This is a genomic window from Synechococcus sp. NOUM97013, from assembly GCF_014279815.1.
Lineage (GTDB): Bacteria > Cyanobacteriota > Cyanobacteriia > PCC-6307 > Cyanobiaceae > Synechococcus_C.
The window spans coordinates 25,968-52,236 of the sequence record NZ_CP047941.1; the positions used below are offsets into that span (position 1 = coordinate 25,968).

A 26,269-nucleotide genomic window follows, 5' to 3' on the forward strand; every position below is an offset into this window, starting at 1 on the left:
ATGACCAGCTGATGGCTGACTACTACGAGCTGCTCGGCGTCAGCAGGGATGCCGATGCTGACACCCTCAAACGCGCCTATCGGCGACTGGCCCGCCAGTACCACCCCGACATCAACAAGGAGCCCGGCGCGGAAGACCGCTTCAAGGAGATCGGTCGCGCCTACGAGGTGCTCAGTGATCCCCAGACCCGCGGTCGATATGACCAATTCGGTGAGGCGGGTCTCGGCGGTGCGGCCGGCATGCCCGACATGGGCGACATGGGTGGCTTCGCCGACATCTTTGAAACCTTCTTCAGTGGGTTCGGCGGTGCAGCAGGGGGTGGCCGCCAGCAGCGGCGCCGCGGTCCTCAGCAGGGCGACGACCTGCGCTACGACCTCACGATCGATTTCGAGCAGGCGGTGTTCGGACAGGAGCGGGAGATCCGTGTTCCTCACCTGGAAACCTGCACCACCTGCGGTGGCAGTGGTGCCAAGAGCGGCAGCGGTCCCACCACCTGCTCCACCTGTGGCGGTGTCGGTCAGGTCCGTCGTGCGACGCGCACGCCTTTCGGCAGTTTCACGCAGGTCGCCGAATGTCCCACCTGCAATGGCACTGGTCAGGTGATTGCTGATCCGTGCAATGCCTGTGGCGGTCAGGGCGTGACCCAGGTGCGCAAGAAGCTGCGCATCAATATTCCTGCCGGTGTCGACACCGGCACCCGGCTACGGGTGGCAGGCGAGGGCAATGCCGGTCTCCGGGGAGGTCCTTCCGGTGATCTCTACGTCTTCATCACGGTGAAACCGCATCCTTCGCTCAAGCGGGATGGCCTCACGGTCAACTCCGAGGTGAAGGTCAGCTATCTGCAGGCGATCCTGGGCGACACCATTGAGGTGGACACGGTGGATGGACCCACCAGCCTTGAGATTCCTGCCGGTACGCAGCCCAATGCCGTGCTCACCCTGGAAAACAAGGGCATTCCCAAGCTGGGTAATCCTGTGGCCCGGGGCAATCAGCGCATCACCGTCAATGTGAAGCTGCCCACACGGCTGAACGATGAAGAGCGCGGTCTGCTCGAGGAGCTGGCTGGTCATCACTCCGCTCGCGGTGAGCAACATCACCATCACAAGAGTGGCCTGTTCGCACGCCTGTTCGGACAGCGTTGACCATGACGGAGCGTCTCCCGGACCAACAGCTCGATCTGTGTGGGACGCCCTGTCCGCTCAATTTCATTCGCTGTCGACTCACCCTGGAGACCATGACTGCTGGCCAGGTCCTGCAGGTGGATCTGGATCCGGGTGAGCCTGAGGAGATGGTGGTTCCCGGTCTGCGCCGCGATGGTCATCAGGTGGAGGTGCAGCCCATCTCGGAGGCGAGGGTGCGGCTGATGGTGATCTGTTCTTGTGAGTGATCGCCAGCTTCAGTCGGGCATGGTGGTGGCGCTTCAGGCCAACTACCTAGAGGTGGAGCTGGATGCAGCACCTCAGGGGGTTCCCTCCCGTCTGTTGTGCACGCGCCGCACGCGGCTGAACCATCGAGGCGCAGCCGTGCACGTGGGAGATCGCGTGCGGGTGGAGGCTATCGATCGGGATCACGCCCGAGCGGTGGTGGCGGCCGTGGAGCCCCGCAGCAGCTTTCTGACCCGTCCGCCTGTGGCCAACGCAACCTGTGTGTTGGTGGCGGTGGCGGTGGAACAACCCGCCTTCGATCCTGATCAGGTCAGCCGGTTTCTGCTGACGGCCGAACAGACCGGCTTGCAGGTGCTGCTGGTGCTCACCAAGTGCGATCTGCTGGAGCCGGAGGAGCTGGATCAGCTGAAACGGCGGCTGCAGGGCTGGGGGTATGAGCCTCTGTTGGTGTCCACCCAATCGGGCATGGGCCTGGAGGCCTTGCGGGTGCAGCTGGCCTCGGCACCGATATCCGTGCTTTGCGGACCTTCCGGGGTGGGCAAGAGTTCACTACTCAATGGCCTGTTGCCTGGTCTGACCCTGAGGGTGGGTGCTGTGTCCGGCCGGCTGCAGCGCGGTCGCCACACCACTCGACATGTGGAGCTGCATGCGTTTGCCCCAGGGGCTCGGGTGGCGGATACGCCCGGGTTCAATCGTCCGGAACTGCCGGACGATGTGCGCAACCTTGAAGTGCTGTTTCCTGAGCTGAGGGCTCAGCTCGAGCAGCATCCCTGTCGCTTCCGCGACTGCCTGCACCGGGATGAACCCGGGTGCGGCGTCACACGCGACTGGGAGCGCTATCCGATGTACCGACGCGCGGTGGAGGAGTTGCTTGGACTCAGCCGCCCATCCCGGGGAGGTTGAGGTCGAGCCCACCGGTGAGCTCCTGCATCCGTTCCTTCATGGTGCCGGTGGAGCTTTCGTACGCCGCCTGAAGGGCTTCGAGAGTCGCGGCTTCCGCGGCTTCCTGGCCCTCACTCAGCAGGCTGGGGTCCAGTTTTACGCGTAGGGGCTGCTGGTTGCCGGAGAGCCAGATGCTGGCCCGACCGTCAGCGCTGCTGCCCTCGATCTCCATGGCATCCAGCTCTTCCTGCAGTTTCTGGGCGTCCTGCTGGATCTGCTGCGCCTTGCGGAAGGCTTCGGTGAGCTGTCCGAAATTGGGAAGTCCGAAACCGGCCATGGAATCGCTGAAGGAATCGGAAGGTTAGGCCGCCGACTCGAATCCCAGCCGTTTCACTTCCGGATGCAGTTCGATGCCATGGGCATCGGCAACTTCCTGCTGCACCAAGTGGATCAAACGACGGATGTCGTCAGCCTGTGCGTCACCGGTGTTCACGATGAAGTTGGCATGCACTTCCGACACCTGGGCGCCACCGATGCTTCGTCCTTTCAATCCAAGCCCTTCGATCAGTCGGCCCGCTTTCTCCGGTTCGGGGTTGCGAAACACACTGCCGCAGCTGGGCTGTTTGTAAGGCTGTGTGCTGGTGCGGTGGCTGAGGTTGCCGCTCGTGCGCCGTTGCAGTTCTGCAGGATCATGCCCCGGCTCTAGCTGGAAGTCAGCCGCAACCACCAAGCTGGTCTGCTGCTGCAGGGCGCTGTGGCGATAGGCGTAATCGAGGGCATCCCGTTCGATGCGTCGGATCGCCATGTCCTCGGCCATGAGGTCAATGACATCCACGCTGAGCAGATGCTCAGCGATGCAACCACCCTGGGCTCCGGCATTCATCACGGCTGCACCACCCACGGTGCCGGGAATGCCTACAGCCCATTCGAGGCCCTGCAGGCCCTGCTTGGCGGCGTGGCGCGCCAGTGTTGGAATCGCTTCTCCGCTCAAGGCCCGAACCTGGCCGGTTTTGGCATTCAGTTCGGAGCCCTGCAGTCGACGCAGACAGAGCGTCAGCCCTGGCAGGCCTGCATCGGCAATCAGCAGATTGGAGCCGGCTCCAATCACACGCACGGGCAAGCCAGCATCCGCTGCCCAGCGCAGCAGCGCAGAAATCTGATCCGGGTCGTTGGGTTCGGCCAACCATTGGGCCGGTCCGCCCACACGCCAGGTGGTGTAGCCCGCCAGCGGGACCTGCTCCTGCAGGACTCTGCTGCTCTGGAGTGCTTTTAGCTCGCGACTGCTGACTGACATGACGCTTGCCCTTGCGCTGAGTTGGCAGACAGCCGCGACCAGAGGCTGTTCACATCGCCGGCCCCCATGGCCAGCACCAGATCATCGGCTCGGCTGTGTTCACACACGAGCTCTGTGACCTGGTCCATCGTGCTGGCCACATAAATGATCTGGTCGGATCGGAGCTGCTGCATGCAGCGGGCCAAAGCCTCGCTGGTCACACCGTCAATCGCTGACTCGCCAGCTGAAAACACTGGGGCCAACACCACGAGGTCTGCGGTGCTGAGGGCCTGGGCGAACTCCTGCTGAAATTCCTGCGTCCGACTGAACCGGTGTGGTTGGAACACGGCCATGAGTCGTTGTGGAGCCCGTGGCAGGGGGCTGCGGCCGCTCGACACCATCAGATCCGCCATGGTGAGGGTTGCAGCTACTTCACTGGGGTGATGCGCGTAGTCGTCAACGATCAACCGCCCTTCCCAGTCGCCTCTGAAATCGAAGCGACGCCCTGGTGATTTGAGCTGGCCAAGGTGCTGAATCAGTTGCTCAAGCGGTACGCCTTCCATGCGGCAGGCAGCGATGGCTCCGACGGCATTGCTGAGGTTGTGAAGACCGGGAAGGGGGAGGGTGATCCGCCCTACCCGAACACCCTGTTCATAGAGGTCGGCAGTAGTGCGATCGCCTTCCAGGCTGATGGGTAGGGCGGCGAAGTCCACGTTGTCGCTGCGTTGCACGGACCACCAGGCGTCGGCCTGAAAGTGCTCGCTCAGGATCGGATCGTCCTGGTTGGCGAGCAGGCGGCTGCATCCGGATCCGAAGCGCCGCATGGTAACGATCAGGTCATCCAGATCCCGGTAGTGATCGGTGTGATCCAGCTCAAGATTGGTGATCACGCCCAGAGCGGCGTTGAATTTGACCAGGGATCCGTCCGATTCATCGGCTTCCGCCACCAGCAGTCGTCCTGACCCGGCATGGCCATTGGTGCCGTAGCAGGGAACGATCCCGCCGATCACAGCTGTCGGATCTTCGCCGGCGCTGTGGAGAAGGGAGGTGACCACCGTGCTTGTGGTGGTTTTGCCGTGGCTCCCGGCCACAGCAATGGAGGGTTGCTGATCGATCAGGGCAGCCAGCAGATCGGATCGGTGCCAGATCGTCAGCTTGCGTTCGCGGGCTTCGATCAGCTCAGGATTGCTGTCCGGGATGGCGCTGCTGATCACCACAAGCGGTGCTGTGATGCCGCGCTGATCCAGTTCGCGAAAATTCTCGGGAACCTGGGAACCGAAGGCCACCATGCCCAGGGCTTGCAGACCTTCCATGGCGGGGGACATTCGCCGATCGGATCCACTCACCTGATGACCGCGATCGATCAGAATCCGGGCCAGAGCAGACATGCCGATTCCGCCGGCACCCAGGAAATGCACCGACGACGGTCTGTCGAGAGGTCTGCTCAAGGAAGAAAATCGTGAAAACGCAGGATAAATCAGCTTTTCGGAGTGACCACTAAATGGCGCAGATTGTCGCGAGGGCTCGGTCGCAAGGCTCAGAAGAACTGATGAGCAGAAGAAAAACAGCGATTTCTGTATGATCGGCGGCCAAACCTTGTTGCGGTTCTGCCGCTTTTACGATGACCCTGCGCGTTGCGATCAATGGATTCGGCCGAATCGGTCGCAATGTGATGCGGGGTTGGATCAGCCGTGGCGCTGATACCGGTATCGAGATTGTTGGTGTTAACGCTACCTCCGATCCCAAGACCAGCGCTCACCTGCTCACCTACGACTCCATTCTGGGCAAGCTTGATCCCAGCGTGAAGATCGAGACCACCGACGATTCGATGATCGTCAACGGCAAGGAAGTCAAGTTCTTCTCTGACCGCAATCCTCTCAACTGCCCTTGGAAGGAGTGGGGCGTGGATCTGGTGCTCGAGTCCACCGGTGTGTTCAACACCGATGAGAAGGCCAGCATGCACATCCAGGCTGGTGCCAAAAAGGTGATCCTCACCGCCCCCGGCAAGGGACCCAAGGTCGGCACCTTCGTGGTGGGCGTGAACGAAGACCAGTACAACCACGAGGACTGGGACATCCTCAGCAACGCCAGTTGCACCACCAACTGCCTGGCTCCCCTGGTGAAGGTGATTGACCAGTCGATCGGAATCAACCGCGGTCTGATGACCACGATCCACAGCTACACCGGCGACCAGCGGATCCTCGATAACAATCACCGCGACCTGCGTCGCGCCCGTGCGGCAGCCGTGAACATGGTGCCTACCTCCACCGGCGCCGCTCAGGCTGTCGCTCTGGTGTATCCCGCTGTGAAGGGCAAGTTCACCGGTATTGCTATGCGCGTTCCCACCCCCAACGTCTCCGCCGTTGACCTGGTCTTCGAATCCTCCCGCGCTTCCTCCGTCGACGAGATCAAGTCGATCATCAAGGGAGCCGCTGACGGCGCCATGAGCAAGATCATCAAGTACGGCGATCTGCCCTTGGTGTCCAGCGACTACGCCGGCACCAACCAGTCGACCATCTTTGATGCAGACCTGACCCTGGCCATGGGCGACAACTTCTTCAAGATCGTCGCTTGGTACGACAACGAGTGGGGCTACAGCCAGCGTGTGGTCGACTTGGCCGAAGTGGTCGCCAAGAACAGGAAGTGATCTTCGCCTGAAGGTTCTTCCGATAGGCGCATCAGCCCTCCCCTCGGGGAGGGCTTTTTTGTGGCTCGGTGCTCAGCGGTTGCGGAAGTGATGGAACCCTTGGGTCTGCACGGGCTGTGTGTTCTCGCTCCAGCGGATGGCGCCGCCCTCACCCGTGATGCTGCCGATGCGTCGACTTCCGGCCTGTCGATCCAACCAGCGCTGGGCCCAGGTGGGGGGAAGGCTCAACACCAGTTCAAAGTCTTCGCCTCCTGCCAAACACCATTGATCCCAGCGTTCACCGGATGGCCAGTGTTGCGCTCGCGGCAGCCAGGCCTGCGTCAGTTCAGCGCCGCAACGACTGCTGCTGCACAGTGCTTCCACGGCCGACAGCAGCCCGTCGCTGCTGTCGGTGCCGCCGGCTCTCCAGCCCAGAGCATCGGGTTTGCAGGCCAGCAGGGTGTGGAGCGCATCGAGTCTCGGAATGGGCCGTTGATGCTTCGCGATGGCCTGTGCACGCAGTTGGGGATCGAGATCTGCAGCGTTCAGGGCGTCATCCCTCTGCAGCAGTGCCAGGCCAAGCCTGCTCAACCCATGGGCCCCGCTAGTCACGATCCAGTCTCCGGGCTGCGCTTGGCCGCGATGCAGGCGCAGCGGACCCTGACGCCCCATGGCTGTGATCGAAACCAGTCTCTGGAGGCCCGCGGAACAGTCACCCCCCAGCAACGTCCCTCCGAATTGATCCAAACCAGCTGCAATGCCGGTGTAGAGCTCCTCCACCCAGCGCCATGGGGTGGTGCCTGGAGCCACCAGGGCCACGGTGATGCCGTCGATGGCAACCGCTCCGCTGGCGGCGAGATCGGAGAGGTTTGCTGCCACCGAACGCCAGCCCACATCCGCTGCGCTTGTCGTTGCATCACTGAAATGAACACCATCCACAAGCACGTCGGTGTTCACCAACAAGGGTCTGGAGTCGGAGCTGAGAGCGGCTGTGTCATCGCTCAGCTGACCGGGCGGAGCGAAACGCGCCAGTCGCCTCAGCAATTCCGCTTCGCCCAGCTCCCCCAGGGTCACCGTCACGGCTTTCAGGCGTGCTGCTGCAGACGATCCGCGCCCTCGACCACCTTCACGCTGAGGATTTCATCATCCACGCCCAGTTCTTCGAGCACATCGAAGCCGTCAACAACGTATCCGAAGGCGGCGTTACGGCCATCCACCAGGTTGAGACCGGCGGGGGTCAGCTCCGCTTCGTAAAGGAACAGGAAGAACTGTGAGGAGCCGTCGTCGAGGGCCTGATCGGAGTGAGCCCAACCCAGGGTTCCGAGGGTGGAGAAGGGCAGCACTGGAGTGGCCTTGTAAAGCCCGACATCCTCGAAGGTCTGGTTGTAAAACGTTTCCGGCTCGCCGGGAACTCTGATCTCCAGTGGAACGTGACGTTCCTGCTTCGTTTTGGGATCGATGTAGCCGATCTCCGGACCCTCCGGATCACCGCTCTGCAGGATGTAGAAGTCTTCAGCTCGGTTGAACGGCAGTCCGTCGTAGAAGCCCTTCAGGCTCAGGTCAACGAAGGCTCCTGCGGTCAGCGGGGCGTTATAGCCGTCAAGAACGGCGGTGAGATCCCCTTGGGTGGTCTTCATCACCACAGTGGCCCGTCCGGCCAGGCGCGGCAGGTTCTCAAACTCAGCGGGGATGTCCGGCAGGCGGTCATCGATCAACATCGCTTCGAGGTCTCCGATCCGGCTGAGTGCCCTCCGGCGGGTCTCGATGAAGCCTGCCTTGTCGGAGGCGTCGACACGTTCTTGCAGCAGATCAAGGTCGCTGCTCACCGCATCGAGAACCTGTTCCGCCTGCGCCTGGTCTTCGCTAGGGAGCGCCGCGATGATCGTGTTTCGTCGGGTGTTCAGCACCGACTGGGTGCGCTTGATTCCTCGTCCCAGAGCGCTCCAGCGCTTGGCGCGCAGATCGTCACTGGTGCCTTCCAGCCGATGTTGCAGTTCGCGAAGGTCCTCCTGATCCATCGGCAGCGAATCACGCAGGATCGCCGCTGGATCTTGCACGGCATTGCCCTGAGGCAGCCCCGCCCAGGCCGGTGAGGCCCAGGCGATGCCAATCATCATCGCGAGACCGAGAAGCCACGTACTGAGGCGCTGAAACGCCATCCGAATCGCCAAGGAGAACCCCAGGTGCTGAAAGGACTTTGGCACAGCCGTATGATCCCCTGAACCGTTCGGCGGGAATGATCTCCAGCAACGACTTTCGCACTGGCACCACGATCGAGCTCGACGGTGCCGTGTGGCGCGTGGTCGAGTTCCTGCACGTGAAGCCAGGCAAGGGCTCTGCATTCGTTCGCACCAAGCTCAAGGCTGTGCAAAGCGGCAGCGTGGTGGAAAAGACGTTCCGTGCCGGTGAGATGGTCCCCCAGGCCATGCTCGAGAAAGCCACCCTCCAGCACACCTACATGGAGGGCGAGGAATACGTGTTTATGGACATGGCGTCTTTTGAGGAGACGCGTCTTACGGCGAAGCAGATCGGTGACAGCCGCAAATACCTCAAGGAAGGGATGGAGGTGAGCGTTGTCTCCTGGAATGACAAGCCCCTTGAGGTTGAACTGCCCAATTCCGTGGTTTTGGAAATCACCCAGACCGACCCGGGTGTGAAGGGTGATACGGCCACCGGTGGCACCAAGCCCGCGATCCTTGAAACCGGTGCTCAAGTGATGGTGCCCTTGTTCCTCTCGATCGGCGAGAAGATCAAGGTCGACACCCGCAACGATTCCTACCTGGGCCGGGAGAACAGCTGAGCATGCAACTCGATCACGATCAGCTTCACAAGTTGCTGGATGTTCTGGGTGAAAGCGACATCCAGGAGTTCCGTCTGGAAGGCGATGACTTTCGTCTCGAGGTCCGTCGCAACCTACCTGTGACCACCGTTGCGGCACCGGTGATGCCGGTGGCCCAGGCTGCACCCGCTCCAGCTCCTGCACTGGATGTGCAGCTGCAGGGTGAGACCGCATCAACGGCACCTCCTGCTGCCGCTGGCACCCGCTCGGATCTGGTGGATGTCACCGCACCGATGGTGGGCACCTTCTATCGCGCACCCGCTCCGGGTGAAGGTCCGTTCGTGGAGATCGGCAATCGCATCACCGCCGGTCAGACCATCTGCATTCTCGAAGCGATGAAGCTGATGAACGAGCTCGAAGCCGAGGTGTCCGGAGAAGTCGTGGAAATCCTCGTGGATAACGGCACACCTGTTGAATTTGGTCAGGTCCTGATGCGCGTCAAGCCCGGCTGAGTTCCCAGGCTGCCTGAATCGCGGCCAGCATGCTGGCCGGCCGCGCGATTCCCTGACCGGCGATGTCGAAACCGGTGCCGTGGTCTGGTGACGTTCGCAGGAATGAGAGACCCAGGGTGGTATTCACGGCCTGATCGAACGCCAGCAGTTTGACGGGGATCAATCCCTGGTCGTGGTACAGCGCCAGCAGTCCATCCGGGCTGTTGGATGCAGAAGTTTGGGTCCAGGCCTGGGCGGCACTCAGCCAGCAGGTGTCCGGTGGCACGGGTCCTAGCAGTGTCACGTTGGGATGGGCCAGCCGCCAGCGTTCCAGCAGGGGCATGAGCCAGTCCAGCTCTTCAGTTCCCAGTTGACCCTGTTCGCCTGCGTGGGGATTGAGGCCTGCCACCACCAGCCTGGGGTTGGGATTGAAGCGAAGGCAGAAGCTTGTCAGCGCATTCAATTTCGCTTCCACCAGATCAGCGGAGAGGCGCAGAGGCACCTGTTGCAGGGGAATGTGGGTGGTGGCCAGCAGCGTGTTGAGGCGCCATCCCGTCTGCGGAGACAGGGCCGTGAACAACATGGAGGCCTGTTGGCCACCGTCGAGCTCGGCGAGGCGTTCGGTCTGGCCGGGATAGCGATGCCCTGCGGCATGCCAGGCGTGCTTGGCAATCGGTGCCGTCACCAGTGCACGTCCCTGGCCCTGTTGCACCAGCTGCACCGCTCGGGTCAGCCACTGGAAACTGGCTTCGCCGCTGATGCTCCCGGCAGTGCCGGGCTCGAGTGGGCCGCCGGGGATGGGTTGATCGTCCACCTCCAAGTCATCAGGGTCAGCCACGGGTGCCCGTGTTCGTTCTCTGAGCTGCTGAGCCGTGCGTTCCAGGCTGGCTCTGCATCCCACCAGCAGTGGGCTGATGTTGGCTTGCCGTTGTGGATCCGCCAGGGCCTTGAGCGTTACTTCCATGCCGATGCCCGCTGGATCACCGAGGGCAATCACAAGGCGCTGATTAGCGTCATGGCAGTCGAAGGGTGTGGTCATGCTGCGCTGGCTGTTGATCGGATTGCTGCTCTACGGCCTGGGGACCGCGCTGCGGCAAGGCTGGCTGGAGGTGCAGTGGAGTCAGTTGCTGCACGATTCCGGACTGACGTTCATCGATCCGGACCGGCCGATGCAGTTGCATGAGTTGCCACTGTTCAACCCGCAGCGGCCGGAACCTGTTGCTCCATGAGCCGTTCCTGCTCCAGGCATTGGGCCAGTCCGCTGCGGAAATTGGGATGCACCATGGTGTAGCCGAGCTCCTTGCAGAGCAGGTCGTTGCTGACCCGTCGGTTCTCCGCCCAGAAGGAGCGCGCCATGGGGCTCATCTCGGCTTCCGCTTCGCTGTAGGGCCTGGCCTCCGGCAGCGGGCATCCCTGTAGCTCTGCGGCATGGCGTTGGAGCAGAGCACTGGGTGCCGGTTCGTGATCACAGACGTTCACAACCTTTGGATGGCGCCCCTCTGCTGAGCAGTGCATCAGGTGTAGGCAGGCCGCGGCGATGTCATCGATGTGCACCCGGCAGAACACCTGTCCGGGCTTGTCGATCGGTTGGAGTGTGCCGGCTTTAACGGCCGCGAGTGGTGATCGTCCTGGGCCGTAGATCCCCGGCAGTCGCAGAATCTGTACCGGCAGACCGCTGTTCAGCCATTCCTGTTCGCAGGCCTGGCGTCGCCTGCTGCGCTCCTGTGTCGCCTTGGGCGGATCCGTTTCGCGGACCCACTGGCCATCGGTATCTCCATAGACGCCGGTGGTGGAGAGGTAGCCGACCCAGCGCAACGGTTGTTGTTGCAGAAGCGGGCCAAGGGTGCGAAGCACCGGGTCGCTGCTCTCGCGGCCGGGCGGGATGGTGCTGAGCAGATGGGTCACCCCTGCAAGGGCAGAGGCTGGCGGCACCAGGTTGTTGGTGCTGTCGAACGCGAGAGCATTGCTGCCGGGATCAGGGTTGCGTCGGGTCGTGATCACCCGGATCCCCATCGCTCCGGCGAGGGATGCAAGACGGCGACCGCTGAAGCCGGCTCCAAGGATGCAGAGCGTTGAGCCCGCAGGCAGAGGATGGCAGCGGTTGACAAGCGGATCAGGCATGAGTACAAACGTATTAGCAATGTTCTGGCCGTGACTGGTTCCTGTCTTTCCCTGGTGTCTTCACAGCGTTCCATGCTGCCTCCCTGTGATGGCAGCCGTGTGATCAGGGCCGCCGAGCGGCAGACCATTCCTCTTGACAGGGTGTTCAAAGCCCTCGCGGCGTCAGCGCTCCTGGGTGCTGCATTTCTGCTGGCGCCTGAGCAGCCTGAGCAGCAGGCGTCGATCTGTCAGCAGCATCATTCCGTCGAAGCCTGCAGGGTCTGGTGAGCGGTAATTCGCTCAGGCCGCCTGCAGCATCCAGTCGGAGTCGTCTTGTTGGTTGAGTGACGGTTCGTTCGGGTTTGCCGGCGTACCTGATGGAGTTGATTCCGGTTGAGCCCACTGGAGAAGGCGCAGAGCGAGGCGCAGATCACCATCCATCCAGGCGCGAATGGCCATGGCGCGTCGGGGATCGTAAAAGCGTTGACGGCGATACCAATCGAACACTTCAGCGTCGGATTTGTGACCGTTGCATGACAAGCAAGCCGGAACACAATTCTCGGTGACGCTTAATCCTCCTCGAGCACGAGGAAGAATGTGATCGATGGATTCAGAAGGTTTTCCGCAATAAATACAACTTTTGCCGGTGTAAGAGTGGAGAGATTGACGCCATCGTCGGACACGCAATTTGGGGCAAAGTTCTTCGAGGAAGACCGCATCCCTGTTATGCATCCGAATGTCTCGGTTACTGAGATTCTGACGGGTTCGCCTCGATCGTCAATGTGTCCAACGCTGCATTTTTCAATCTTTTCTCGGCCGTTTCGAATGTGATTTTTAACGTCCAATGGCTTGTTTTTATCAGCCAAAGAACTAAAGTCATATTCCCTGGTTTTTTGGTACGGCTTCATTCGCTTCCAGCTGCAGTCTGGGGTTGACTCCCGCAGGACTCGTCCGCGTCACCTACCCCTTCGACGCCGTGACCCATGCACAGATGGGGCGGATCAGGCCGCGGGGAGTTTGGAAGGGGTCGAGCCGTGGCTGGGAATTTCCCCTGGCTGCTGCCGACTTGCTGCTGGAGCGCTTCGGTGGGCGCTTTTGTGTGGAGGAGGAGCTGCTGCGCTGGCTTGACTGGCACCGTCATCCGCTGCCGCCGCTTCCGCACCATCGCGTCTTGGTGGCAGGCGCCGATCTGGATCGGTCTCTGCTGGATGGACGCACGCCGTTGCCTCACCAGCGCTCGGGCGCGCGCTGGCTGTTGGCCCGGCGTGGGGCCTTGTTGGCCGATGAGATGGGACTTGGAAAAACGCTCACCGCCCTGCTGGCGGCTCGGGCGCTGATGCGTGCCGTGCCGCTGCGCCTGATGGTGATTGCACCTGTCGGTCTGCATCCGCATTGGCGTCGCGAAGCAGCAGCGCTGGATCTGGAGTTCAGCTTGCATAGCTGGGCCAAGTTGCCCGTTGAGTTGCCGGAGGCCGGCACCTTGCTGCTGGTGGATGAAGCGCATTACGCCCAATCCCTTCAGGCGCAGCGCACCCAGGCGTTCCTGCGGCTGGCGCGGCATCCCCGCCTGCGGGCGGTGTGGATGCTCACGGGCACGCCCATTCGTAACGGTCGTCCAATTCAGTTCTTTCCGCTACTGGCAGCGATGGATCACCCGATTGCGCGTGATCAGAAGGCCTTTGAAGAGATCTTCTGCCAGGGACATTGGAGTGAGCGCGGTGGTCAGCGACGCTGGCGCGCCGATGGTGCCAGTCGCTTGGAAGAGTTGCGTCGTCTCACCCGCCCCCTGGTGCTGCACCGCCGGAAGCAGTCGGTGCTCGGTCTTCCGGCGAAGACGCGGCAATTGCACCCGGTCTCATTGGCGGCGGATCAGAACCGAGGGTTGGATCACCGCTTGCGGCTGGTGGTGGAGGACTATCGCCAGCGGGTGTTGGCCGGTGAGGTGCGCTCTGATGCCGAATCCCTGGCGGTCCTCACCTCCATGCGCATGATCGCGGCGGAGTTCAAGCTGCCGGCGGCTCGCAGGCTGGTGCAGGAGTTACGCGACACAGGAGAGGCCATTGTTCTGTTCAGTTCCTTTGTGGGCCCTCTTCAGTTGCTGCAGGAGGACCTCGGTGGCGAACTGCTGACTGGGCGGCAGAAACCGGAGCAACGCCAGGACGCGGTGGATCGCTTTCAAGGTGGCGATTCGGATCTTTTGCTGGCCACCTACGGGGCTGGTGGCCTGGGATTCACGCTCCACCGGGCCCGTCACGTGGTGCTGCTCGAACGCCCCTGGACTCCTGGTGACGTAGATCAGGCGGAAGACCGATGTCACCGCATCGGCATGGATGGTGGTCTCACCAGCCACTGGTTGCAGCTGGGTCTGGCGGACCAGTTGGTGGACGCTTTGGTGGCCAGCAAGGCCAATCGGATTGAACTTCTGCTGGGACCACGTCGGATCAGCGTTGACCGTCAGCCATTGCCAGCCATGGTCGCGCGCTGTTTGCAGGATTGCTGACGGATGGTTAGCTCATGCCTTAGCAATGGGTCATGGCGTTGGCCGTCTTTGGCGATCAAGGCTGAGGCCTGCTTCACATCGTCACAGGCTTCATCATCACGGCCCATCAAGGTGTGAATGAGAGAGCGGTCGGTCAGCGGGATTGGATTGCCGGGGTGGCCCTTCACCACGGCATTGCAGTGATTGAGCGCTTCATCCAGACGCTCAAGGTCGAGCCCTTCCAAGCAGCTGGAGGCAGCCAATTCAGGATCGCTGGTTGGCTTCGCAGCATCGCCGCCTTGGCTGCAGGCCTGGATCAAAACAACCAGCCCTGCTAACAGCAGGGCTGGCATCACTCGGGCGGAGCGCCGAAGCCCAAGCCTCACTTGCAACACGGTGATCAGTAGCTGTACCGCTCAGTAGCATCCCAGCCGTCCGACGTCCCTGAGCTGCTGGCACCGACGGATGCGTTGTTGGAGCTGGAGCTGGAGCTGCTGTTCTTGTTACCTCCGAACAGGTCTCCAAGGTATTTGCCGCAGTCGGGATAGTTGCCTGGATCGGCTACTACCGCTTCTGTGATCATCACGGCGGCATGTTCCGGAGATGTTTTGAACAGCCCGCTGCTCTGTCGTTTGATTAAGGCGTAGGACGCTTCCCAGCTCACTACGTGGTTGTTGCCGTTGCTGCGCATGAAGCAATACATCTGAGCCCCTTTCTGGGCCGGACCGGCCGTGGCGGCTTCAGTAGGAGCAGCGGCCAGCAGCATCCCGGCCATGGGCAGGAGCAGGGCAAGGCGGGAGCGGAGGCTGGCCATTGATGGACAGAAGGATCGGTCTGCGCCAACGTATCGGCTCGGGTTTTTCTGTCCAGAGCTGGGTGGACTCAGGAGTTGCCAACTCCCAGTGGTGTGAGCAGTTTCACCATCAGGGGAAGCACTAGCAGAACGGTAATTAGGCGCACAGCGTGCAGTGCAGCTACGGCCGCGCCAACGCCGTAATTCGCTCCCACCAGGCTCATGCCGCTGATGCCACCTGGTGCAGCTCCCAGCAGGGTGATCAGGGGATCGACCCCTAGGAGCCGACTCGCCCACAGCCCGACCACCAGTCCCGTCATCACTAGCGTGAGTGTGATCAGAACGGCCGGTTTCCAGAGGCTTTGCAGCTGCTCCAGAGAGGCTCGCGTCAATCCGGTGCCGATCACAGTGCCGATGCCGATTTCCAGGACCGTGCGGGTGCCCGCTGGCCATTGGGCGATCTCAACGCGACCGCTCATGCTCACCAGGGCGGCCCCCAGCAGTGCGCCGGCCAGAGGAGCTGCGGGAAGGCCGGTACATAGCGCCAGCAGTCCCATGCTGACCCCGGCCAGCACGTAGATCAGCAGGGTCATTAAAGGAGGCATTGCACCCGCTTGCATCAGTGCCTTCAGTCTGAATGCAGAGCTGTCGTTGTTTGTCAACGTCTCCCTTGAGACCGAGACATGCATGTGTTGTCATCGGGCCAGCACCCTTCCCTTTCCGGATGAGTCAGTCCGTTTCCTTCCGCATCACGCGCACCGCTGAGGATGTTGCGCAGACGCTCAACGCGTTGTCTCAGCGTCTAGTGAAGCTGGAACAACGCCTGGAAAGTCTCGAGTTGGAGATGCGCCACCAGCGCAGTCAGTCGGAGTCCATGCCGGCTGATGAGCTGCAACGTCTGGATGATGTGGATCAGTTGTTGCTCGACTGCCAGGAGTTGCTGAGCAGCTCGGAGCCTCAGGGCAACAAAGAGCCTGAGAGCAGCGATGAGGCGGCCGTTGCTGAAAGCTCCGCATTTGAGTCCGGAGATGCAGACCTGCAGGAGGCTGCATAAGAGGGGTCAAAGGTGTCAAAATAAAAAGAAAGCCATCCATGGCACCAACAACCGTCTCCACATCCGGTAACTGCGGCTCTGGTCGTGGCCATCGTGGTTCGCGTTCATCCGCTTCGGTGGCATCCAGCGGGCCCAAGGGGTTTTACGAAGGAGGTCACCAGCTGGAAAAGCTTGAGTTTGCGCTCGCAGTTGCCATCACACGCGGGGACAGCAGCCGTTCCGAGCTTCTTCGTCAACAGATCGCTGAACTGGGCGGGAATGCTGAGGAGCCCGGCACCTGACGGTGGCGGTTGATTCAGCAAGCTTCATCGGATCGGGATCGATCGGATGATTGAAACACTTGCATTTGTTGAGGCATTGTTGATTTTCAAGATCGCTTGTTAATATCCCAGCGATGAATGTTGTGTCGAAGTGACGGCGTCGGTGAAGTCAGTTGTATCGCTTCCGTCATCGGATCTGGATCGGGAACAATTATTGGCTCGCGCGCGTCAATGGTTCGAGCAGGCACGCGTGCAGGCGGACGAAGGAAATATCGCGGGGTCTGCTCAAACCATTCTCAAAGCTCTTGATCAGGAGCGTCGCGCTGGCAGCGTGGGCCCACAGGTGATGCAACTGATCAAGCCTCGTCCCACGTCTTCTAACTGGGGGAATCGAAGTTAAGTTGAATTAAATTTTGATTGTTTTCAAGCGGGTGACCGGACTCGAACCGGCGACGTTCAGCTTGGGAAGCTGACATTCTACCACTGAATTACACCCGCACAGGCATGATTTTAGCTCATGCCTGTTGTTTTGCAGGGCTGAATTGCGTTACTCAGCGACTCAAAGCCTGTGAGGCTGCGCTCAAGCCTGCACCCATTGTTCCTTTATGCAGTCCAAGGGATTGCAGCACGGATTCAATCGCTGCAACGGCGGTCAGCACATCGCGATCGCATACAAATCCCAGATGACCGATGCGAAACACTTTGCCTTTGAGGTGATCTTGGCCACCGGCTAGAAGAATGTCGTAGCGCTCTTTGACGGCCTTGCGCAGCTGTTCTGCATCGATGCCGTCAGGTGCGACAGCGGTGATGGCAGGGCTGCCGTGACCTTCTGCTGCAAACAGCGGCAGTCCGATCGCTTTCATCGCAGCCAGTGAGGCGTCGCGATGGCGGGCATGGCGGGCAAAGATCGCGTCCAAGCCCTCGGCTTGCATCATCTCCAGAGCCGCATCCAGGGCGAAATAGAGATTCACCGCCGGGGTGAAGGGGTTGCTGTTCTTGGCCGCTGTTTTGCGGTAAGGGCCGAGATCCAGATAGAACTTCGGCAGATCGGAGCGTTCATAGGCCTGCCAGGCGCGCTCGCTCATGGCCACAAAGCTCAGACCCGGCGGCATCATGTAGCCCTTCTGTGAGCCGGAAGCCACCACATCCAGTCCCCAGGCATCCATTGGGACATTGGTGGCACCAAGGCTGGTGACGCAGTCCGCGATGGTGAGGGCGGTGCCGTGGGCTTTCACGTGACCACTGATCGCCTCGAGGTCATTGATCACGCCTGTGGAGGTTTCCGAGTGGGTGAGGATCACCGCCTTGATCGCCTTGGCGGTGTCCGCTTCGAGGGCTGCCCGGAAGGCCTCGGGGTCGAGGGGTTGGCCCCACTCGGCTTTCACCACTTCCACGTCAAGGCCGTAGGCACGGGCCACTTTCACCCAGCGTTCGCCGAACTTACCGTTGTCACCGCAGAGCACCTTGTCGCCGCGGCTGACGGTGTTGATGATGCCGGCTTCCATGGCGGCTGTGCCGCTGCCGGTGATCACCAGCACGTCGCTGCTGGTCTGGTGCAGCCAGCGCAGTTGCGCGGTGGTGCGCTCCACTACGGCCTGGAATTCACCGCTGCGGTGACCGATCGGGTGCCGGCCCATGGCCTTGAGAACCGTTTCGGGCACCGGGGTGGGCCCGGGGATCATCAGGGTGAGCTTGTCCTGCACGGGCTCAAGGAGTGCCAATCGTCCATCCTAAAAAACGATCCGCTCACCCCCTCATCACCGAGCCCTCTGCTGCATCTGCCACCGGGTTGACCCTGCCGGTCTGGGTCGCGGCAGCAGCGCGTGCGGCCGTGCTGGTGCTGAAGGGTGGTGCCACGCCTGCGAGCGTCGAACTGAAAATCCCAGGCGAACAGGCGTCTCGTTCTGTGCCTGTGCGCGCTGCTGCTCGTCTGGAGAGTGGGGATCAGGCCCTGGCGATCACGGTGTGTGATCCAGGCCGAGGGCTGGATCTCACCCGTGGTCTGGAGATCTGGGTGCGGGCTACTTGCACATCCGCTCCTGGACCTGGATTTCAAGTCACGGCCGGTGCCGGTGTTGGACGGCATCAACAGGACGGTGCGCTCTGCATGTCCGGGTTTGGTCGGGAGTTGCTGGACCTCAACCTCAGGGATTTGCTTACGGCTGAGTCGGCTCTGGAGCTGGAGGTGGTGCTGCCCCGTGGTCAGGAGTTGGCCCTGCGCACCAGCAACGCCGCATTCGGGGTGGTGGATGGTCTGGCGCTGATCGGGACGCAGGCTGAGGTGCAGACCAGTGCATCGCCGGATCAACTGCAGACGCTCCTGACCCAGTTGCGTGATCTGGCCTCCCAGGCTGGCTTTGCCGGACAGCTCACCCTGGTGATTGGTGAGAACGGATTGGATCTGGCCCAGCGGCTCGGCTTGTCCCAGCGGCAACCGGTGCTCAAGGCGGGGAACTGGATCGGTCCGGTGCTGGTGGCGGCGGCCGAAGCCGGTGTGCGCGAGCTGCTTCTGCTCGGCTACCACGGAAAACTGATCAAATTGGCTGGTGGGATTTTTCACACCCATCACCACTTGGCGGATGCCCGTTTCGAGGTGTTGGCTGCTTTGGCGGTGCAGCAGGGCCTGAGCACGGAACGCATCCGTCCCTTGCTGCAAGCGGTCTCGCTCGAACAGGCCTGGGAATGGCTCGCGTCGCAGGACGAAGACCAAGCCAGAGCTTTATGGATGTCGATTGCTGGGGCGGTCGAGCAGCGCAGCCAGGCCTACCTGCAGCGCTATGGCTGTCCGGCCATGGCGATTGGCGCTGCCCTGTTCAGTCGTGACCGTCAGCTGCGCTGGGCAGGTCCTGAAGGCCTGCGGATGCTGGGCCATGCGGGCCTGCATCTGGAGCCCTTGCCAGGGGATGAGGGAGAAGGCCCTTCTCTACGCTGAAGGATTGGCGATCGTGTTCAGCGATCTCCCGTTCCACGGATCACGTGCGAGATGTCTCAGGTTTCGAGTGAAGGTCAGCGTCAGCCGGCCATCGTCATCCTTGATTTCGGCTCCCAGTACTCCGAACTGATTGCGCGTCGGGTGCGCGAGACCGAGGTGTTTTCCGTGGTGCTGGGCTACAGCACATCGGCGGAAGAGCTGCGCAAGCTGGCCCCGAAAGGAATCATCCTCAGTGGTGGCCCTAGCTCGGTCTATGCCGAGGGTGCGCCCCTCTGCGATCCCGAGATCTGGTCGCTGGGCATTCCCGTTCTCGGGGTCTGCTACGGCATGCAATTGATGGTGCAGCAGCTGGGCGGGCGTGTGGTGGCGGCCACCGGTAAGGCCGAGTACGGCAAGGCACCGCTGGAGGTGGACGACCCCACCGATCTGCTCACCAACGTGGACAACGGATCCACGATGTGGATGAGTCACGGCGATTCCGTGGAGGCGCTCCCGGAGGGATTTGTGCGCCTTGCACACACGGCCAACACGCCGGAAGCAGCGGTCGCCAATCACGACCGGCGTCTTTACGGGGTGCAGTTCCATCCCGAGGTGGTCCACTCCACCTGCGGCATGGCCATGATCCGCAATTTCGTTTACCACATTTGTGGATGTGACCCTGACTGGACCACTGACGCTTTCATCGAGGAAGCGGTCCAGCAGGTGCGCAATCAGGTGGGTGACAAGCGCGTCCTGCTGGCGCTGTCCGGTGGTGTGGATTCCTCAACCCTGGCCTTTCTGCTCAAGAAGGCCATCGGGGATCAGCTCACCTGCATGTTCATCGACCAGGGCTTCATGCGTAAAGGGGAACCGGAGTTCCTTATGGAGTTCTTCGATCGCAAGTTCAACATTCACGTGGAGTACATCCACGCGCGTGAGCGCTTCCTCGAGAAGCTGAAGGACATCACGGATCCCGAGCAGAAGCGCAAGATCATCGGCACGGAATTCATCCGGGTGTTCGAAGAGGAGAGCAAGCGTCTCGGACCCTTCGATTACCTGGCCCAGGGCACGCTGTATCCCGATGTGATCGAGAGTGCCGGCACCAACGTGGATCCCAAGACGGGTGAACGGGTGGCCGTGAAGATCAAGAGCCACCACAACGTCGGCGGCCTGCCCAAGGATCTTCAGTTCAAGCTGGTGGAGCCTCTGCGCAAGCTGTTCAAGGACGAAGTGCGCAAGGTGGGACGCTCCCTGGGCCTGCCGGAAGAGATCGTGCGGCGTCATCCCTTTCCCGGCCCTGGTCTGGCCATCCGCATCCTCGGAGAGGTCACGGATGAGAAGCTCGATTGCCTGCGGGATGCGGATCTGATTGTGCGTGAGGAGGTGAAGCAGGCCGGGCTGTATCACGACATCTGGCAGGCGTTTGCCGTGCTGCTGCCCGTCCGTTCTGTGGGTGTGATGGGTGACAAGCGCACCTACGCCTGGCCGATCGTGTTGCGCTGCGTTTCCAGTGAGGACGGCATGACCGCTGACTGGTCGCGCTTGCCTTACGACCTGATGGAGACGATCTCCAATCGCATCGTCAACGAAGTGAAGGGAGTCAACCGCGTCGTCCTTGACATCACCAGCAAGCCCCCTGGCACGATCGAGTGGGAATAGGTCTCCGTGGGGGCTGGTGGGTCGCGCTCAGCGCCGATACCCTGAGCCCCCGGCCTCAAGCGTGTGACCGCTGCCCAACAGCAGGATCAGCAACTTCAGCGACGTCTGCAGCAGGACAGCATCCAGCTGGCCGGCAAGACCGTCTACATCAATCCTTTTCTCTACTGGCGTCGCTTTGACAGCAACACCGACCGCTGGCTGCGCGAGCCCGGTCAGCTGAACGAGGATCAGATCCAGCAGAACCGCAGCCGCTTCTATCCCGAACTGGATTGGGCGTTGCTCGACGTCACCGATCAGGAGATCAAGGACGGCGCCGTTGAAATGTTCCTCAAGAGCCTGGAGCTGATCGGCACCTTTCATCCTGAACTCACCTCCGGACAGCTGCTGGAGGTGGAGCGCAAGATGGCGATCACCAAGAAGCGGTCTTTTGAGCGCTGGGTTGAGAAGTCGTATAAGCGGCGTGCTCGGCTGCAGACACGTGAGAAGCGTCGTTTTGCCCGTGATCGCTTCCTACGGGGCTGGTCGGAATGGATTGCCCTCGACACCACCCATCAGGCGCTGGCACCGATGGTCGCTTTGGTGGTGATCTCCGGTGTGATCGGCTGGTCGCTCGGGTCGTCCCGTGCCAGTTGTCCGGCACTTGTGCCTCCAGCGCAGCAGACTGGAGTTCGTTGATCGTTGAGGGCCTTGCTTGATGGCCGACAGCCAACCTTTCGACTCCTTGCGCCTGACCTTGATGCAAGACGTGCTGCCGGTGGGTCTGGCCTTTGTGGATCGCGTCCGCACCGACGGTGCAGCGAAGGCGGTTGAATCCGTGGCGAAAGGCGAGGACCCGCTCGGAGATCTGCGTCAGCAGGGTGAACCAGCGGCCCGGGAGGTGCGTGAGCGGCTGGATCAGATCAGCCCCGGCCTCGGCAATCCTGTGATGACGGTGCAGGTGGAGGTGAATGAGCCTGATGTAGCGGCTGAGGTCATCGATGCAGCCAGCGAGATTCCATCGGATCGTTCCGGTGATTCGGATTTGTCCCCTGCGCAGCTTCAGGAGGTGCTGGGCCGGATTGAAGATCGCTTGAAGCGCTTGGATGCCTTGATGGCGTCGGAGAGCTGAGCGGAATGGCGCGCTCGGGCCTGTCGCGACGGGATGGTCAGCGTCAGAGCGGTCTGCGCCAGCAGCCGCTGGTGCTACTTGCCTTTGTCCTGCTGGTGAGCGCAGCGATGGTGTCTCGTTTGGTGTGGCTGCAGGTGCTGGAGGGCAAGCGTTACCGCGAGCTGGCGGATGAGAACCGCATCCGCCTGGTGCCCCGTTCCCCCACGCGTGGTCGTCTGCTCGATCGCAAGGGACGCGTGCTGGCCTCCAGCAAGTTGACCTACTCCCTGTATGTGGAGCCGCGCTTGGTGGACGATGCGTCCTGGCCGGACCTGCGGGATCGTTTGGCGCGTCTCCTCGACCTTGATGCGACCGTGCTCGATCAGCGACGCGGCAGCGGTGAAGCCCGTGATGGCTATCGCATCAATCTGGCGACCGATCTGAAGCCGGAGCAGGTGCTCCGGTTCCGGGAGCAGTCTCTGGGGCTCAAGGGCGCGCAGGTGGATGTGGACATCCTGCGGTTCTATCCCCATGGAACGCTGGCGGCCCACACCCTCGGCTACACCCAGCCGATCACCGAGAGCGAGTACGAAACGCTCGCTGAAAAGGGCTACAAGATTCGTGATCGCATCGGTCGGATCGGTGTGGAAGCGGCCTATGAAAGTCATCTCCGCGGTGCCTGGGGCGGCCAGATGCTGGAGGTGAATGCCATGGGTGAGGTGCAGCGCCATCTTGGCGATCGCCCGTCAGTGGCAGGCAAGGACCTCACCCTCACCCTGGATCTCGACCTTCAGAAGGCCGCTGAGCAGGCGCTGGCTGACAAACCTGGCGGCGCCATCGTCGCCATGGATCCCAACACGGGCGCGATCCTGGCTCTGGCCAGCAAACCCACCTTCGATCCGAACTTTTTCTCCAAGCTCGTCACCACTCAGAAGGAGTACGACGCGCTGTTCTCCAATCCCAAGAAGCCATTGCTCAGCCGGGCCATGAATGCCTATGACCCCGGCAGCACCTGGAAGGCGGTCACGGCCATGGCCGGGATGGAATCGGGCAAATTCCCCCCGGAGACGAAGCTCAACACCACCGCCTGCATCACCTACGGCGGCCATTGTTTTCCCGACCACAACGGCGCTGGTTTCGGCCGGATCGGTTATGCCGATGCCTTGCGCTTTTCCAGCAACACTTTCTTTTATCAGGTGGGTGTGGGAGCGGGGTCTCTGGCCCTGAAGAAGGCTGCGGATGCCCTGGGTTTTCAGCAAAAAACCGGCATCGAGATCGGTTGGGAGGAAAACATCGGCCTAGTTGGTGATGAGGCCTGGGCCGCCGCTGGCCGCGGCTGGGCTGAGCCCGGTTCAACGCCCTGGATTCCAGAAGACATGGCCAGTGCATCGATCGGTCAGTCGGTGGTGCAGATCACCCCACTGCAGCTGGCCCGGGCTTACTCGGTGTTTGCCAACGGTGGATGGCTCGTCACCCCTCACCTGGCGGAGCAGGGATTGGATTGGACGGAGCCACCCCGTCGCACCAAGGTGCCGATCCAGCCGGCCACGTTGAACACCATTCGTGAGGGCCTGCGCAAGGTGGTGTCTGATGGCACCGGGTTCGGCCTCAATGGCCCCGGCATTCCACCGGCTGGTGGCAAGACCGGCACAGCCGAAGACAGCACGGGCGGCCCGGACCATGCCTGGTTCGCCACTTATGCCCCCTATCCGGAAGGGCAGATCGTGATTGTGGCCTTCGCGCAGAACACACCTGGCGGTGGTTCCGTGCATGCGTTGCCGATGGCTAAGAAAGTGATGGAGGTGTGGAACCGCACTCGCACCAAGTCCTGATCAGGCAGCCACGTTCAGATCCTGCTGCTCCAGAACATCGCGGTAGTAGCCGCGCAGTTGTTCGGTGGCGCCGGCCCAGCCCCAGCGCTCGGCTTCATCGCGGGCCGCTTTGCGAAGGGCCTGCCGTTCCAGGTCATTGCCCAGCAGGCGGCGTGTGGCTTCGATCAGGCTTGCGGCACCGCCATCGGCACCGTCGGGCTCATACAGACAGCCATTGGAGCCGTCCGTGATGATGTCGGGGATGCCGCCGCGGTTGGCGCCGACCACAGGACATCCAGCCGCCATGGCTTCCAGCAGAACGAGGCCCAGGGTTTCAGTGCTGGATGGGAACAGGAACGCATCACCACTGGCATAGGCGCTCGCCAGCTCTTCACCGGCCAGATAACCGACAAACGTGGTGGCTGTGCCGGCGAAATGTTTCTCCAGCTGTTGGCGGTGCGGGCCATCGCCCACCAGCGCCAAACGGGCGTCCGGAAGGGCTTCCAGCACGGGCCGGATCCGTTCAATCTGTTTTTCGGCTGAGAGACGACCCACGTAAAGCAGCAGGGCGCCGCGGTCGTCGTGATTGCCTAGCAGTCGCTGACGCATGGTCTCGCTGCGCAACTGGGGCCGGAATAGATCGGTGTCGACCCCGCGCTGCCACAGATCAGTGTTCTGGATTCCTTTTTCACTCAGCTCCTGCACCATCGCGGTGGAGGTGCAGAGGTTGAGCAGGGCCTGATTGTGCGCTGCCTTGAGCAGTTCCCAGAGCAAGGGCTCGAGCATGCCCATGCCGTAGTGCTCCAGATACTTGGGCAGATGGGTGTGATAACTGGCGACCAGCGGGATGGATTTGGTCTTGGCCAGCCAAATCCCCCCCAGTCCGAGCACGGCTGGGTTCACCACATGGATCAGGTCGGGCTGGAACGCATCAATCGCTTCAGAAACGGCCGGCCTGGGCAGGGCCAGCTTGAGCTCGGGGTAGAGCGGCAACGGCATGGCGGGCACCCCAATCAGCCGTGCTCCCATGTACTGATCTGGACAGCCCTCAGGGCAGAACACGATCACCTCATCGCCGGCATCCACCAGATGCTTCACCGTTTTGGTGAGTCGGGTGACGATGCCGTCGACCTTCGGCAGGAAGGTTTCTGTGAAGAAGGCGATTTTCAAGGAGAAACCCCGATCAGGAATCAGGAGGCGGTGCCGATGGCCTGAGCCTGGGTTTTGGTCCAGGCGGAGGTGCAGAGGATGCGATCGCGATCGCAACGGTCGGCATAGCGGGTGGCGATTTCCACAACTTCCTTGAGTAGGCCGTCATCCAGGGTGGTGGGGTTGAGGCCGAGCTCGAGGAAGCAGCGGTTGTCAACGATCAGATCGTTTTCGACGGCTTCGTTGCGTGGGTTGGGCAGGTTGTTCACCTGAGCACCCGTGAGGGCCGCTACCTTCTTGGCCAGTTCACCCACCTGATGGCTTTCGGTCATCTGGTTGAAGATCTTCACCCGCTCACCCTGTTCGGGTGGGTTTTCCAGGGCGAGCTGCACGCAGCGAACGGAATCACGGATGTGGATGAAGGCGCGGGTCTGACCACCTGTGCCGTGAACGGTGAGGGGATACCCGATCGCGGCCTGCATCAGGAAGCGGTTGAGCACGGTGCCGTAGTCACCGTCGTAATCGAAGCGGTTGGTGAGACGGGGATCCCGACCGGTGGCATCGGTATTGGTGCCCCAGACAATGCCTTGGTGTAGGTCGGTGATTCGGACTTTGTCGTTCTTGTTGTAGTAGAGGAAGAGAAGCTGATCGAGCGTCTTGGTCATGTGATAGACGCTGCCGGGGCTGGCGGGGTGGAGAATTTCCTCCTCAAAGCGGCTGCCATCGGGCTGGGGCACTTCCACCTTGAGATAGCCCTCAGGGATGGTGGCGCCACGGTGGGAGCCGTAGCCGTACACACCCATGGTGCCGAGGTGGACCACATGGATGTCCTTGCCGGATTCCACAATCGCGGCCAGCAGGTTGTGGGTGCCGTTGACGTTGTTGTCGACGGTGTAGCGCTTGGTGGCGCTGCTCTTCATGGAGTAGGGGGCAGCCCGCTGTTCCGCGAAGTGCACCACGGAGTCGGGCTTTTCCTCGATAAGCAGGTCGAGCAGGCGTTGGTACTCGTGGGCGATGTCCATGTGCACGAAGCGCATTGGCTTACCGCCGATCTCCTCCCAGGCCTGCAGCCGCTCGCCGATGCTCGCAATCGGTGTGAGCGACTCGACTTCCAGGTCGATGTCGATCTTGCGACGGCTGAGGTTGTCGATGATCACGACCTCGTGACCCTGGTCCGCCAGATTCACGGCGCAGGGCCAGCCACAGAAGCCGTCACCACCGAGAACGAGAACTTTCACCCCAAACTCCTGCTGAAGCGTTCAAGCCGCCAATGAGGTGCAAGCTACTACAGGGTTTTCAGCTGATCGCCACGGTGACGGCCATCAGAGCCACCACCAGCACTGACCCACCGATGATCATCAGTCTGGAGCCGTTGCTGCGGCTGGTTTCCTCAGAGACCACTTCCATGCGGGGTTCCTTCGCGAAGGCGTTCAAGCGTCCGCCGTCTTCGGTTGTGACCTGCATGAGTCCTTGTCGACTGCCGAGACCTTATGAGTCCAATTGCTTACTGACAGGCTTTGTGTCGCTGGC

Annotated in this window: 31 protein-coding genes and 1 tRNA gene; 16 read left to right on the forward strand and 16 right to left on the reverse strand. The window is 61.6% G+C overall.

What is annotated here, in order from left to right; genetic code table 11:
- Window positions 1-11 precede the first annotated feature (11 nt).
- Genes dnaJ through rsgA form a run of 3 tightly spaced genes read left to right on the forward strand, consistent with a single transcriptional unit; the run spans window position 12 to window position 2,288 of the window.
- On the forward strand, window positions 12-1,142 hold the full coding sequence (gene dnaJ / locus SynNOUM97013_RS00110; RefSeq protein ID WP_186480272.1) for a molecular chaperone DnaJ: 1,131 nt from the start codon (window positions 12-14) through the stop codon (window positions 1,140-1,142).
- Window positions 1,143-1,144: 2 nt separating this feature from the next.
- On the forward strand, window positions 1,145-1,387 hold the full coding sequence (locus tag SynNOUM97013_RS00115; RefSeq protein ID WP_186480273.1) for a sulfurtransferase TusA family protein: 243 nt from the start codon (window positions 1,145-1,147) through the stop codon (window positions 1,385-1,387).
- Window positions 1,388-1,406: 19 nt separating this feature from the next.
- On the forward strand, window positions 1,407-2,288 hold the full coding sequence (gene rsgA / locus SynNOUM97013_RS00120) for a ribosome small subunit-dependent GTPase A (protein WP_186481315.1): 882 nt from the start codon (window positions 1,407-1,409) through the stop codon (window positions 2,286-2,288).
- Here the strand turns inward: rsgA and SynNOUM97013_RS00125 are convergent.
- The 3 genes from SynNOUM97013_RS00125 to murC are packed head-to-tail and all read right to left on the reverse strand — an operon-like array spanning window position 2,263 to window position 4,988.
- Complete coding sequence (locus tag SynNOUM97013_RS00125) at window positions 2,263-2,604, reverse strand: YbaB/EbfC family nucleoid-associated protein (RefSeq protein WP_186480274.1); 342 nt, start codon at window positions 2,602-2,604, stop codon at window positions 2,263-2,265. The genes rsgA and SynNOUM97013_RS00125 overlap by 26 nt on opposite strands.
- A 24-nt stretch (window positions 2,605-2,628) precedes the next feature.
- Complete coding sequence (murB, locus tag SynNOUM97013_RS00130; RefSeq protein WP_186480275.1) at window positions 2,629-3,561, reverse strand: UDP-N-acetylmuramate dehydrogenase; 933 nt, start codon at window positions 3,559-3,561, stop codon at window positions 2,629-2,631.
- On the reverse strand, window positions 3,537-4,988 hold the full coding sequence (gene murC / locus SynNOUM97013_RS00135; protein ID WP_186480276.1) for a UDP-N-acetylmuramate--L-alanine ligase: 1,452 nt from the start codon (window positions 4,986-4,988) through the stop codon (window positions 3,537-3,539). Before murC ends, murB begins: the two co-directional genes overlap by 25 nt.
- Window positions 4,989-5,161: 173 nt before the next feature.
- Here murC and gap point away from each other — a divergent pair, with 173 nt between their 5' ends.
- Entirely contained in the window at window positions 5,162-6,187 is a 1,026-nt protein-coding gene (gene gap, locus SynNOUM97013_RS00140; protein ID WP_186480277.1) for a type I glyceraldehyde-3-phosphate dehydrogenase, read from the forward strand.
- Window positions 6,188-6,259: 72 nt separating this feature from the next.
- Here gap and thiL read toward each other — a convergent pair whose 3' ends face one another.
- Window positions 6,260-7,246, reverse strand: a complete 987-nt coding sequence (gene thiL, locus SynNOUM97013_RS00145; protein WP_186480278.1) for a thiamine-phosphate kinase — start codon at window positions 7,244-7,246, stop codon at window positions 6,260-6,262.
- A 5-nt stretch (window positions 7,247-7,251) separates the two neighbouring features.
- Window positions 7,252-8,325, reverse strand: a complete 1,074-nt coding sequence (locus tag SynNOUM97013_RS00150; protein WP_186480279.1) for a peptidylprolyl isomerase — start codon at window positions 8,323-8,325, stop codon at window positions 7,252-7,254.
- A gap of 77 nt (window positions 8,326-8,402) precedes the next feature.
- Here SynNOUM97013_RS00150 and efp point away from each other — a divergent pair, with 77 nt between their 5' ends.
- Window positions 8,403-8,966, forward strand: a complete 564-nt coding sequence (gene efp / locus SynNOUM97013_RS00155) for an elongation factor P (protein ID WP_186480280.1) — start codon at window positions 8,403-8,405, stop codon at window positions 8,964-8,966.
- A gap of 2 nt (window positions 8,967-8,968) precedes the next feature.
- Window positions 8,969-9,457 carry an acetyl-CoA carboxylase biotin carboxyl carrier protein gene (gene accB / locus SynNOUM97013_RS00160; RefSeq protein WP_186480281.1) on the forward strand — a complete coding sequence of 163 codons (489 nt, stop codon included), beginning with the start codon at window positions 8,969-8,971 and terminating at the stop codon, window positions 9,455-9,457.
- On the opposite strand, the gene pdxA is transcribed toward accB, so the two are convergent.
- A complete protein-coding gene (gene pdxA / locus SynNOUM97013_RS00165) occupies window positions 9,444-10,475 on the reverse strand; it encodes a 4-hydroxythreonine-4-phosphate dehydrogenase PdxA (RefSeq protein WP_186480282.1) in 1,032 nt (343 codons plus the stop codon). The genes accB and pdxA overlap by 14 nt on opposite strands.
- On the opposite strand from pdxA, the gene SynNOUM97013_RS00170 reads away from it, so the two are divergent.
- Window positions 10,474-10,665 (forward strand): 4-hydroxythreonine-4-phosphate dehydrogenase, encoded by a 192-nt coding sequence (locus tag SynNOUM97013_RS00170; protein WP_186480283.1) that lies wholly within the window; start codon window positions 10,474-10,476, stop codon window positions 10,663-10,665. The two genes, pdxA and SynNOUM97013_RS00170, sit on opposite strands and share 2 nt — an antisense overlap.
- Here SynNOUM97013_RS00170 and SynNOUM97013_RS00175 read toward each other — a convergent pair.
- On the reverse strand, window positions 10,631-11,557 hold the full coding sequence (locus SynNOUM97013_RS00175) for an SDR family oxidoreductase (protein WP_186480284.1): 927 nt from the start codon (window positions 11,555-11,557) through the stop codon (window positions 10,631-10,633). The genes SynNOUM97013_RS00170 and SynNOUM97013_RS00175 overlap by 35 nt on opposite strands.
- A gap of 30 nt (window positions 11,558-11,587) precedes the next feature.
- On the opposite strand from SynNOUM97013_RS00175, the gene SynNOUM97013_RS00180 reads away from it, so the two are divergent.
- A complete protein-coding gene (locus SynNOUM97013_RS00180) occupies window positions 11,588-11,824 on the forward strand; it encodes a serine protease inhibitor (protein ID WP_255442842.1) in 237 nt (78 codons plus the stop codon).
- Window positions 11,825-11,836: 12 nt separating this feature from the next.
- On the opposite strand, the gene SynNOUM97013_RS00185 is transcribed toward SynNOUM97013_RS00180, so the two are convergent.
- The gene (locus SynNOUM97013_RS00185; protein WP_186480285.1) at window positions 11,837-12,268 is read right to left on the reverse strand and encodes an HNH endonuclease; all 432 of its coding nucleotides are present in this window, start codon (window positions 12,266-12,268) and stop codon (window positions 11,837-11,839) included.
- A gap of 259 nt (window positions 12,269-12,527) precedes the next feature.
- On the opposite strand from SynNOUM97013_RS00185, the gene SynNOUM97013_RS00190 reads away from it, so the two are divergent.
- Entirely contained in the window at window positions 12,528-14,036 is a 1,509-nt protein-coding gene (locus SynNOUM97013_RS00190; RefSeq protein WP_186481317.1) for a DEAD/DEAH box helicase, read from the forward strand.
- Here SynNOUM97013_RS00190 and SynNOUM97013_RS00195 read toward each other — a convergent pair.
- From SynNOUM97013_RS00195 to SynNOUM97013_RS00205, 3 genes are all read right to left on the reverse strand, one after another.
- A complete protein-coding gene (locus tag SynNOUM97013_RS00195) occupies window positions 13,991-14,368 on the reverse strand; it encodes a hypothetical protein (RefSeq protein ID WP_186481318.1) in 378 nt (125 codons plus the stop codon). The two genes, SynNOUM97013_RS00190 and SynNOUM97013_RS00195, sit on opposite strands and share 46 nt — an antisense overlap.
- Window positions 14,369-14,415: 47 nt before the next feature.
- Complete coding sequence (locus SynNOUM97013_RS00200; RefSeq protein ID WP_186480286.1) at window positions 14,416-14,829, reverse strand: DUF6554 family protein; 414 nt, start codon at window positions 14,827-14,829, stop codon at window positions 14,416-14,418.
- 68 nt (window positions 14,830-14,897) lie between these two features.
- Window positions 14,898-15,413, reverse strand: coding sequence for an AbrB family transcriptional regulator (locus tag SynNOUM97013_RS00205; RefSeq protein WP_186480287.1), 516 nt, complete (start codon window positions 15,411-15,413; stop codon window positions 14,898-14,900).
- Between the two features lie 119 nt (window positions 15,414-15,532).
- Between SynNOUM97013_RS00205 and SynNOUM97013_RS00210 the strand changes: the two genes are divergently transcribed.
- Together SynNOUM97013_RS00210 and SynNOUM97013_RS00215 are read left to right on the forward strand one after the other, a co-directional pair.
- On the forward strand, window positions 15,533-15,862 hold the full coding sequence (locus SynNOUM97013_RS00210; RefSeq protein ID WP_186480288.1) for a chemotaxis protein: 330 nt from the start codon (window positions 15,533-15,535) through the stop codon (window positions 15,860-15,862).
- Between the two features lie 38 nt (window positions 15,863-15,900).
- Window positions 15,901-16,143 (forward strand): hypothetical protein, encoded by a 243-nt coding sequence (locus SynNOUM97013_RS00215; RefSeq protein ID WP_186481673.1) that lies wholly within the window; start codon window positions 15,901-15,903, stop codon window positions 16,141-16,143.
- A 405-nt stretch (window positions 16,144-16,548) separates the two neighbouring features.
- On the opposite strand, the gene SynNOUM97013_RS00225 is transcribed toward SynNOUM97013_RS00215, so the two are convergent.
- A tRNA-Gly gene (locus SynNOUM97013_RS00225) sits at window positions 16,549-16,620 on the reverse strand.
- Window positions 16,621-16,673: 53 nt separating this feature from the next.
- Complete coding sequence (locus SynNOUM97013_RS00230; protein ID WP_186481320.1) at window positions 16,674-17,825, reverse strand: alanine--glyoxylate aminotransferase family protein; 1,152 nt, start codon at window positions 17,823-17,825, stop codon at window positions 16,674-16,676.
- A gap of 53 nt (window positions 17,826-17,878) precedes the next feature.
- Here SynNOUM97013_RS00230 and cbiD point away from each other — a divergent pair, with 53 nt between their 5' ends.
- The 5 genes from cbiD (at window position 17,879) to mrdA (ending at window position 23,611) form a co-directional block, all read left to right on the forward strand.
- The gene (gene cbiD / locus SynNOUM97013_RS00235) at window positions 17,879-19,054 is read left to right on the forward strand and encodes a cobalt-precorrin-5B (C(1))-methyltransferase CbiD (protein WP_186481321.1); all 1,176 of its coding nucleotides are present in this window, start codon (window positions 17,879-17,881) and stop codon (window positions 19,052-19,054) included.
- Between the two features lie 51 nt (window positions 19,055-19,105).
- The gene (guaA, locus tag SynNOUM97013_RS00240) at window positions 19,106-20,692 is read left to right on the forward strand and encodes a glutamine-hydrolyzing GMP synthase (RefSeq protein WP_186480289.1); all 1,587 of its coding nucleotides are present in this window, start codon (window positions 19,106-19,108) and stop codon (window positions 20,690-20,692) included.
- Window positions 20,693-20,755: 63 nt separating this feature from the next.
- Window positions 20,756-21,367, forward strand: coding sequence for a hypothetical protein (locus SynNOUM97013_RS00245; protein WP_186480290.1), 612 nt, complete (start codon window positions 20,756-20,758; stop codon window positions 21,365-21,367).
- A gap of 19 nt (window positions 21,368-21,386) precedes the next feature.
- A complete protein-coding gene (locus SynNOUM97013_RS00250) occupies window positions 21,387-21,800 on the forward strand; it encodes a hypothetical protein (protein ID WP_186480291.1) in 414 nt (137 codons plus the stop codon).
- Window positions 21,801-21,805: 5 nt separating this feature from the next.
- Complete coding sequence (gene mrdA, locus SynNOUM97013_RS00255; protein WP_186480292.1) at window positions 21,806-23,611, forward strand: penicillin-binding protein 2; 1,806 nt, start codon at window positions 21,806-21,808, stop codon at window positions 23,609-23,611.
- Here mrdA and SynNOUM97013_RS00260 read toward each other — a convergent pair whose 3' ends face one another.
- Genes SynNOUM97013_RS00260 through psb34 form a run of 3 tightly spaced genes read right to left on the reverse strand, consistent with a single transcriptional unit; the run spans window position 23,612 to window position 26,203 of the window.
- Window positions 23,612-24,760: a glycosyltransferase family 1 protein gene (locus tag SynNOUM97013_RS00260; protein ID WP_186480293.1), complete on the reverse strand. Its 1,149-nt coding sequence runs from the start codon at window positions 24,758-24,760 to the stop codon at window positions 23,612-23,614.
- Between the two features lie 20 nt (window positions 24,761-24,780).
- On the reverse strand, window positions 24,781-25,977 hold the full coding sequence (locus SynNOUM97013_RS00265; protein WP_186480294.1) for an NAD-dependent epimerase/dehydratase family protein: 1,197 nt from the start codon (window positions 25,975-25,977) through the stop codon (window positions 24,781-24,783).
- Window positions 25,978-26,035: 58 nt separating this feature from the next.
- Entirely contained in the window at window positions 26,036-26,203 is a 168-nt protein-coding gene (gene psb34 / locus SynNOUM97013_RS00270; RefSeq protein ID WP_186480295.1) for a photosystem II assembly protein Psb34, read from the reverse strand.
- Between the last annotated feature and the right edge of the window lie 66 nt (window positions 26,204-26,269).

Excerpts from the sequence above, each read along its gene's own strand:
- guaA (WP_186480289.1), top strand. The coding sequence starts at position 19,106 with ATGTCTCAGGTTTCGAGTGAAGGTCAGCGTCAGCCGGCCATCGTCATC.
- SynNOUM97013_RS00200 (WP_186480286.1), bottom strand. The coding sequence starts at position 14,829 with ATGGCCAGCCTCCGCTCCCGCCTTGCCCTGCTCCTGCCCATGGCCGGG.
- pdxA (WP_186480282.1), bottom strand. The coding sequence starts at position 10,475 with ATGACCACACCCTTCGACTGCCATGACGCTAATCAGCGCCTTGTGATT.
- accB (WP_186480281.1), top strand. The coding sequence starts at position 8,969 with ATGCAACTCGATCACGATCAGCTTCACAAGTTGCTGGATGTTCTGGGT.
- mrdA (WP_186480292.1), top strand. The coding sequence starts at position 21,806 with ATGGCGCGCTCGGGCCTGTCGCGACGGGATGGTCAGCGTCAGAGCGGT.
- SynNOUM97013_RS00210 (WP_186480288.1), top strand. The coding sequence starts at position 15,533 with ATGAGTCAGTCCGTTTCCTTCCGCATCACGCGCACCGCTGAGGATGTT.
- SynNOUM97013_RS00150 (WP_186480279.1), bottom strand. The coding sequence starts at position 8,325 with ATGGCGTTTCAGCGCCTCAGTACGTGGCTTCTCGGTCTCGCGATGATG.
- murB (WP_186480275.1), bottom strand. The coding sequence starts at position 3,561 with ATGTCAGTCAGCAGTCGCGAGCTAAAAGCACTCCAGAGCAGCAGAGTC.
- rsgA (WP_186481315.1), top strand. The coding sequence starts at position 1,407 with ATGGTGGTGGCGCTTCAGGCCAACTACCTAGAGGTGGAGCTGGATGCA.
- SynNOUM97013_RS00125 (WP_186480274.1), bottom strand. The coding sequence starts at position 2,604 with ATGGCCGGTTTCGGACTTCCCAATTTCGGACAGCTCACCGAAGCCTTC.
- SynNOUM97013_RS00250 (WP_186480291.1), top strand. The coding sequence starts at position 21,387 with ATGGCCGACAGCCAACCTTTCGACTCCTTGCGCCTGACCTTGATGCAA.
- SynNOUM97013_RS00185 (WP_186480285.1), bottom strand. The coding sequence starts at position 12,268 with ATGCATAACAGGGATGCGGTCTTCCTCGAAGAACTTTGCCCCAAATTG.
- SynNOUM97013_RS00170 (WP_186480283.1), top strand. The coding sequence starts at position 10,474 with ATGCTGCGCTGGCTGTTGATCGGATTGCTGCTCTACGGCCTGGGGACC.
- efp (WP_186480280.1), top strand. The coding sequence starts at position 8,403 with ATGATCTCCAGCAACGACTTTCGCACTGGCACCACGATCGAGCTCGAC.
- gap (WP_186480277.1), top strand. The coding sequence starts at position 5,162 with ATGACCCTGCGCGTTGCGATCAATGGATTCGGCCGAATCGGTCGCAAT.
- SynNOUM97013_RS00190 (WP_186481317.1), top strand. The coding sequence starts at position 12,528 with ATGGGGCGGATCAGGCCGCGGGGAGTTTGGAAGGGGTCGAGCCGTGGC.
- SynNOUM97013_RS00215 (WP_186481673.1), top strand. The coding sequence starts at position 15,901 with ATGGCACCAACAACCGTCTCCACATCCGGTAACTGCGGCTCTGGTCGT.
- SynNOUM97013_RS00115 (WP_186480273.1), top strand. The coding sequence starts at position 1,145 with ATGACGGAGCGTCTCCCGGACCAACAGCTCGATCTGTGTGGGACGCCC.
- dnaJ (WP_186480272.1), top strand. The coding sequence starts at position 12 with ATGGCTGACTACTACGAGCTGCTCGGCGTCAGCAGGGATGCCGATGCT.
- SynNOUM97013_RS00175 (WP_186480284.1), bottom strand. The coding sequence starts at position 11,557 with ATGCCTGATCCGCTTGTCAACCGCTGCCATCCTCTGCCTGCGGGCTCA.
- SynNOUM97013_RS00195 (WP_186481318.1), bottom strand. The coding sequence starts at position 14,368 with ATGCCAGCCCTGCTGTTAGCAGGGCTGGTTGTTTTGATCCAGGCCTGC.
- SynNOUM97013_RS00205 (WP_186480287.1), bottom strand. The coding sequence starts at position 15,413 with ATGCCTCCTTTAATGACCCTGCTGATCTACGTGCTGGCCGGGGTCAGC.
- psb34 (WP_186480295.1), bottom strand. The coding sequence starts at position 26,203 with ATGCAGGTCACAACCGAAGACGGCGGACGCTTGAACGCCTTCGCGAAG.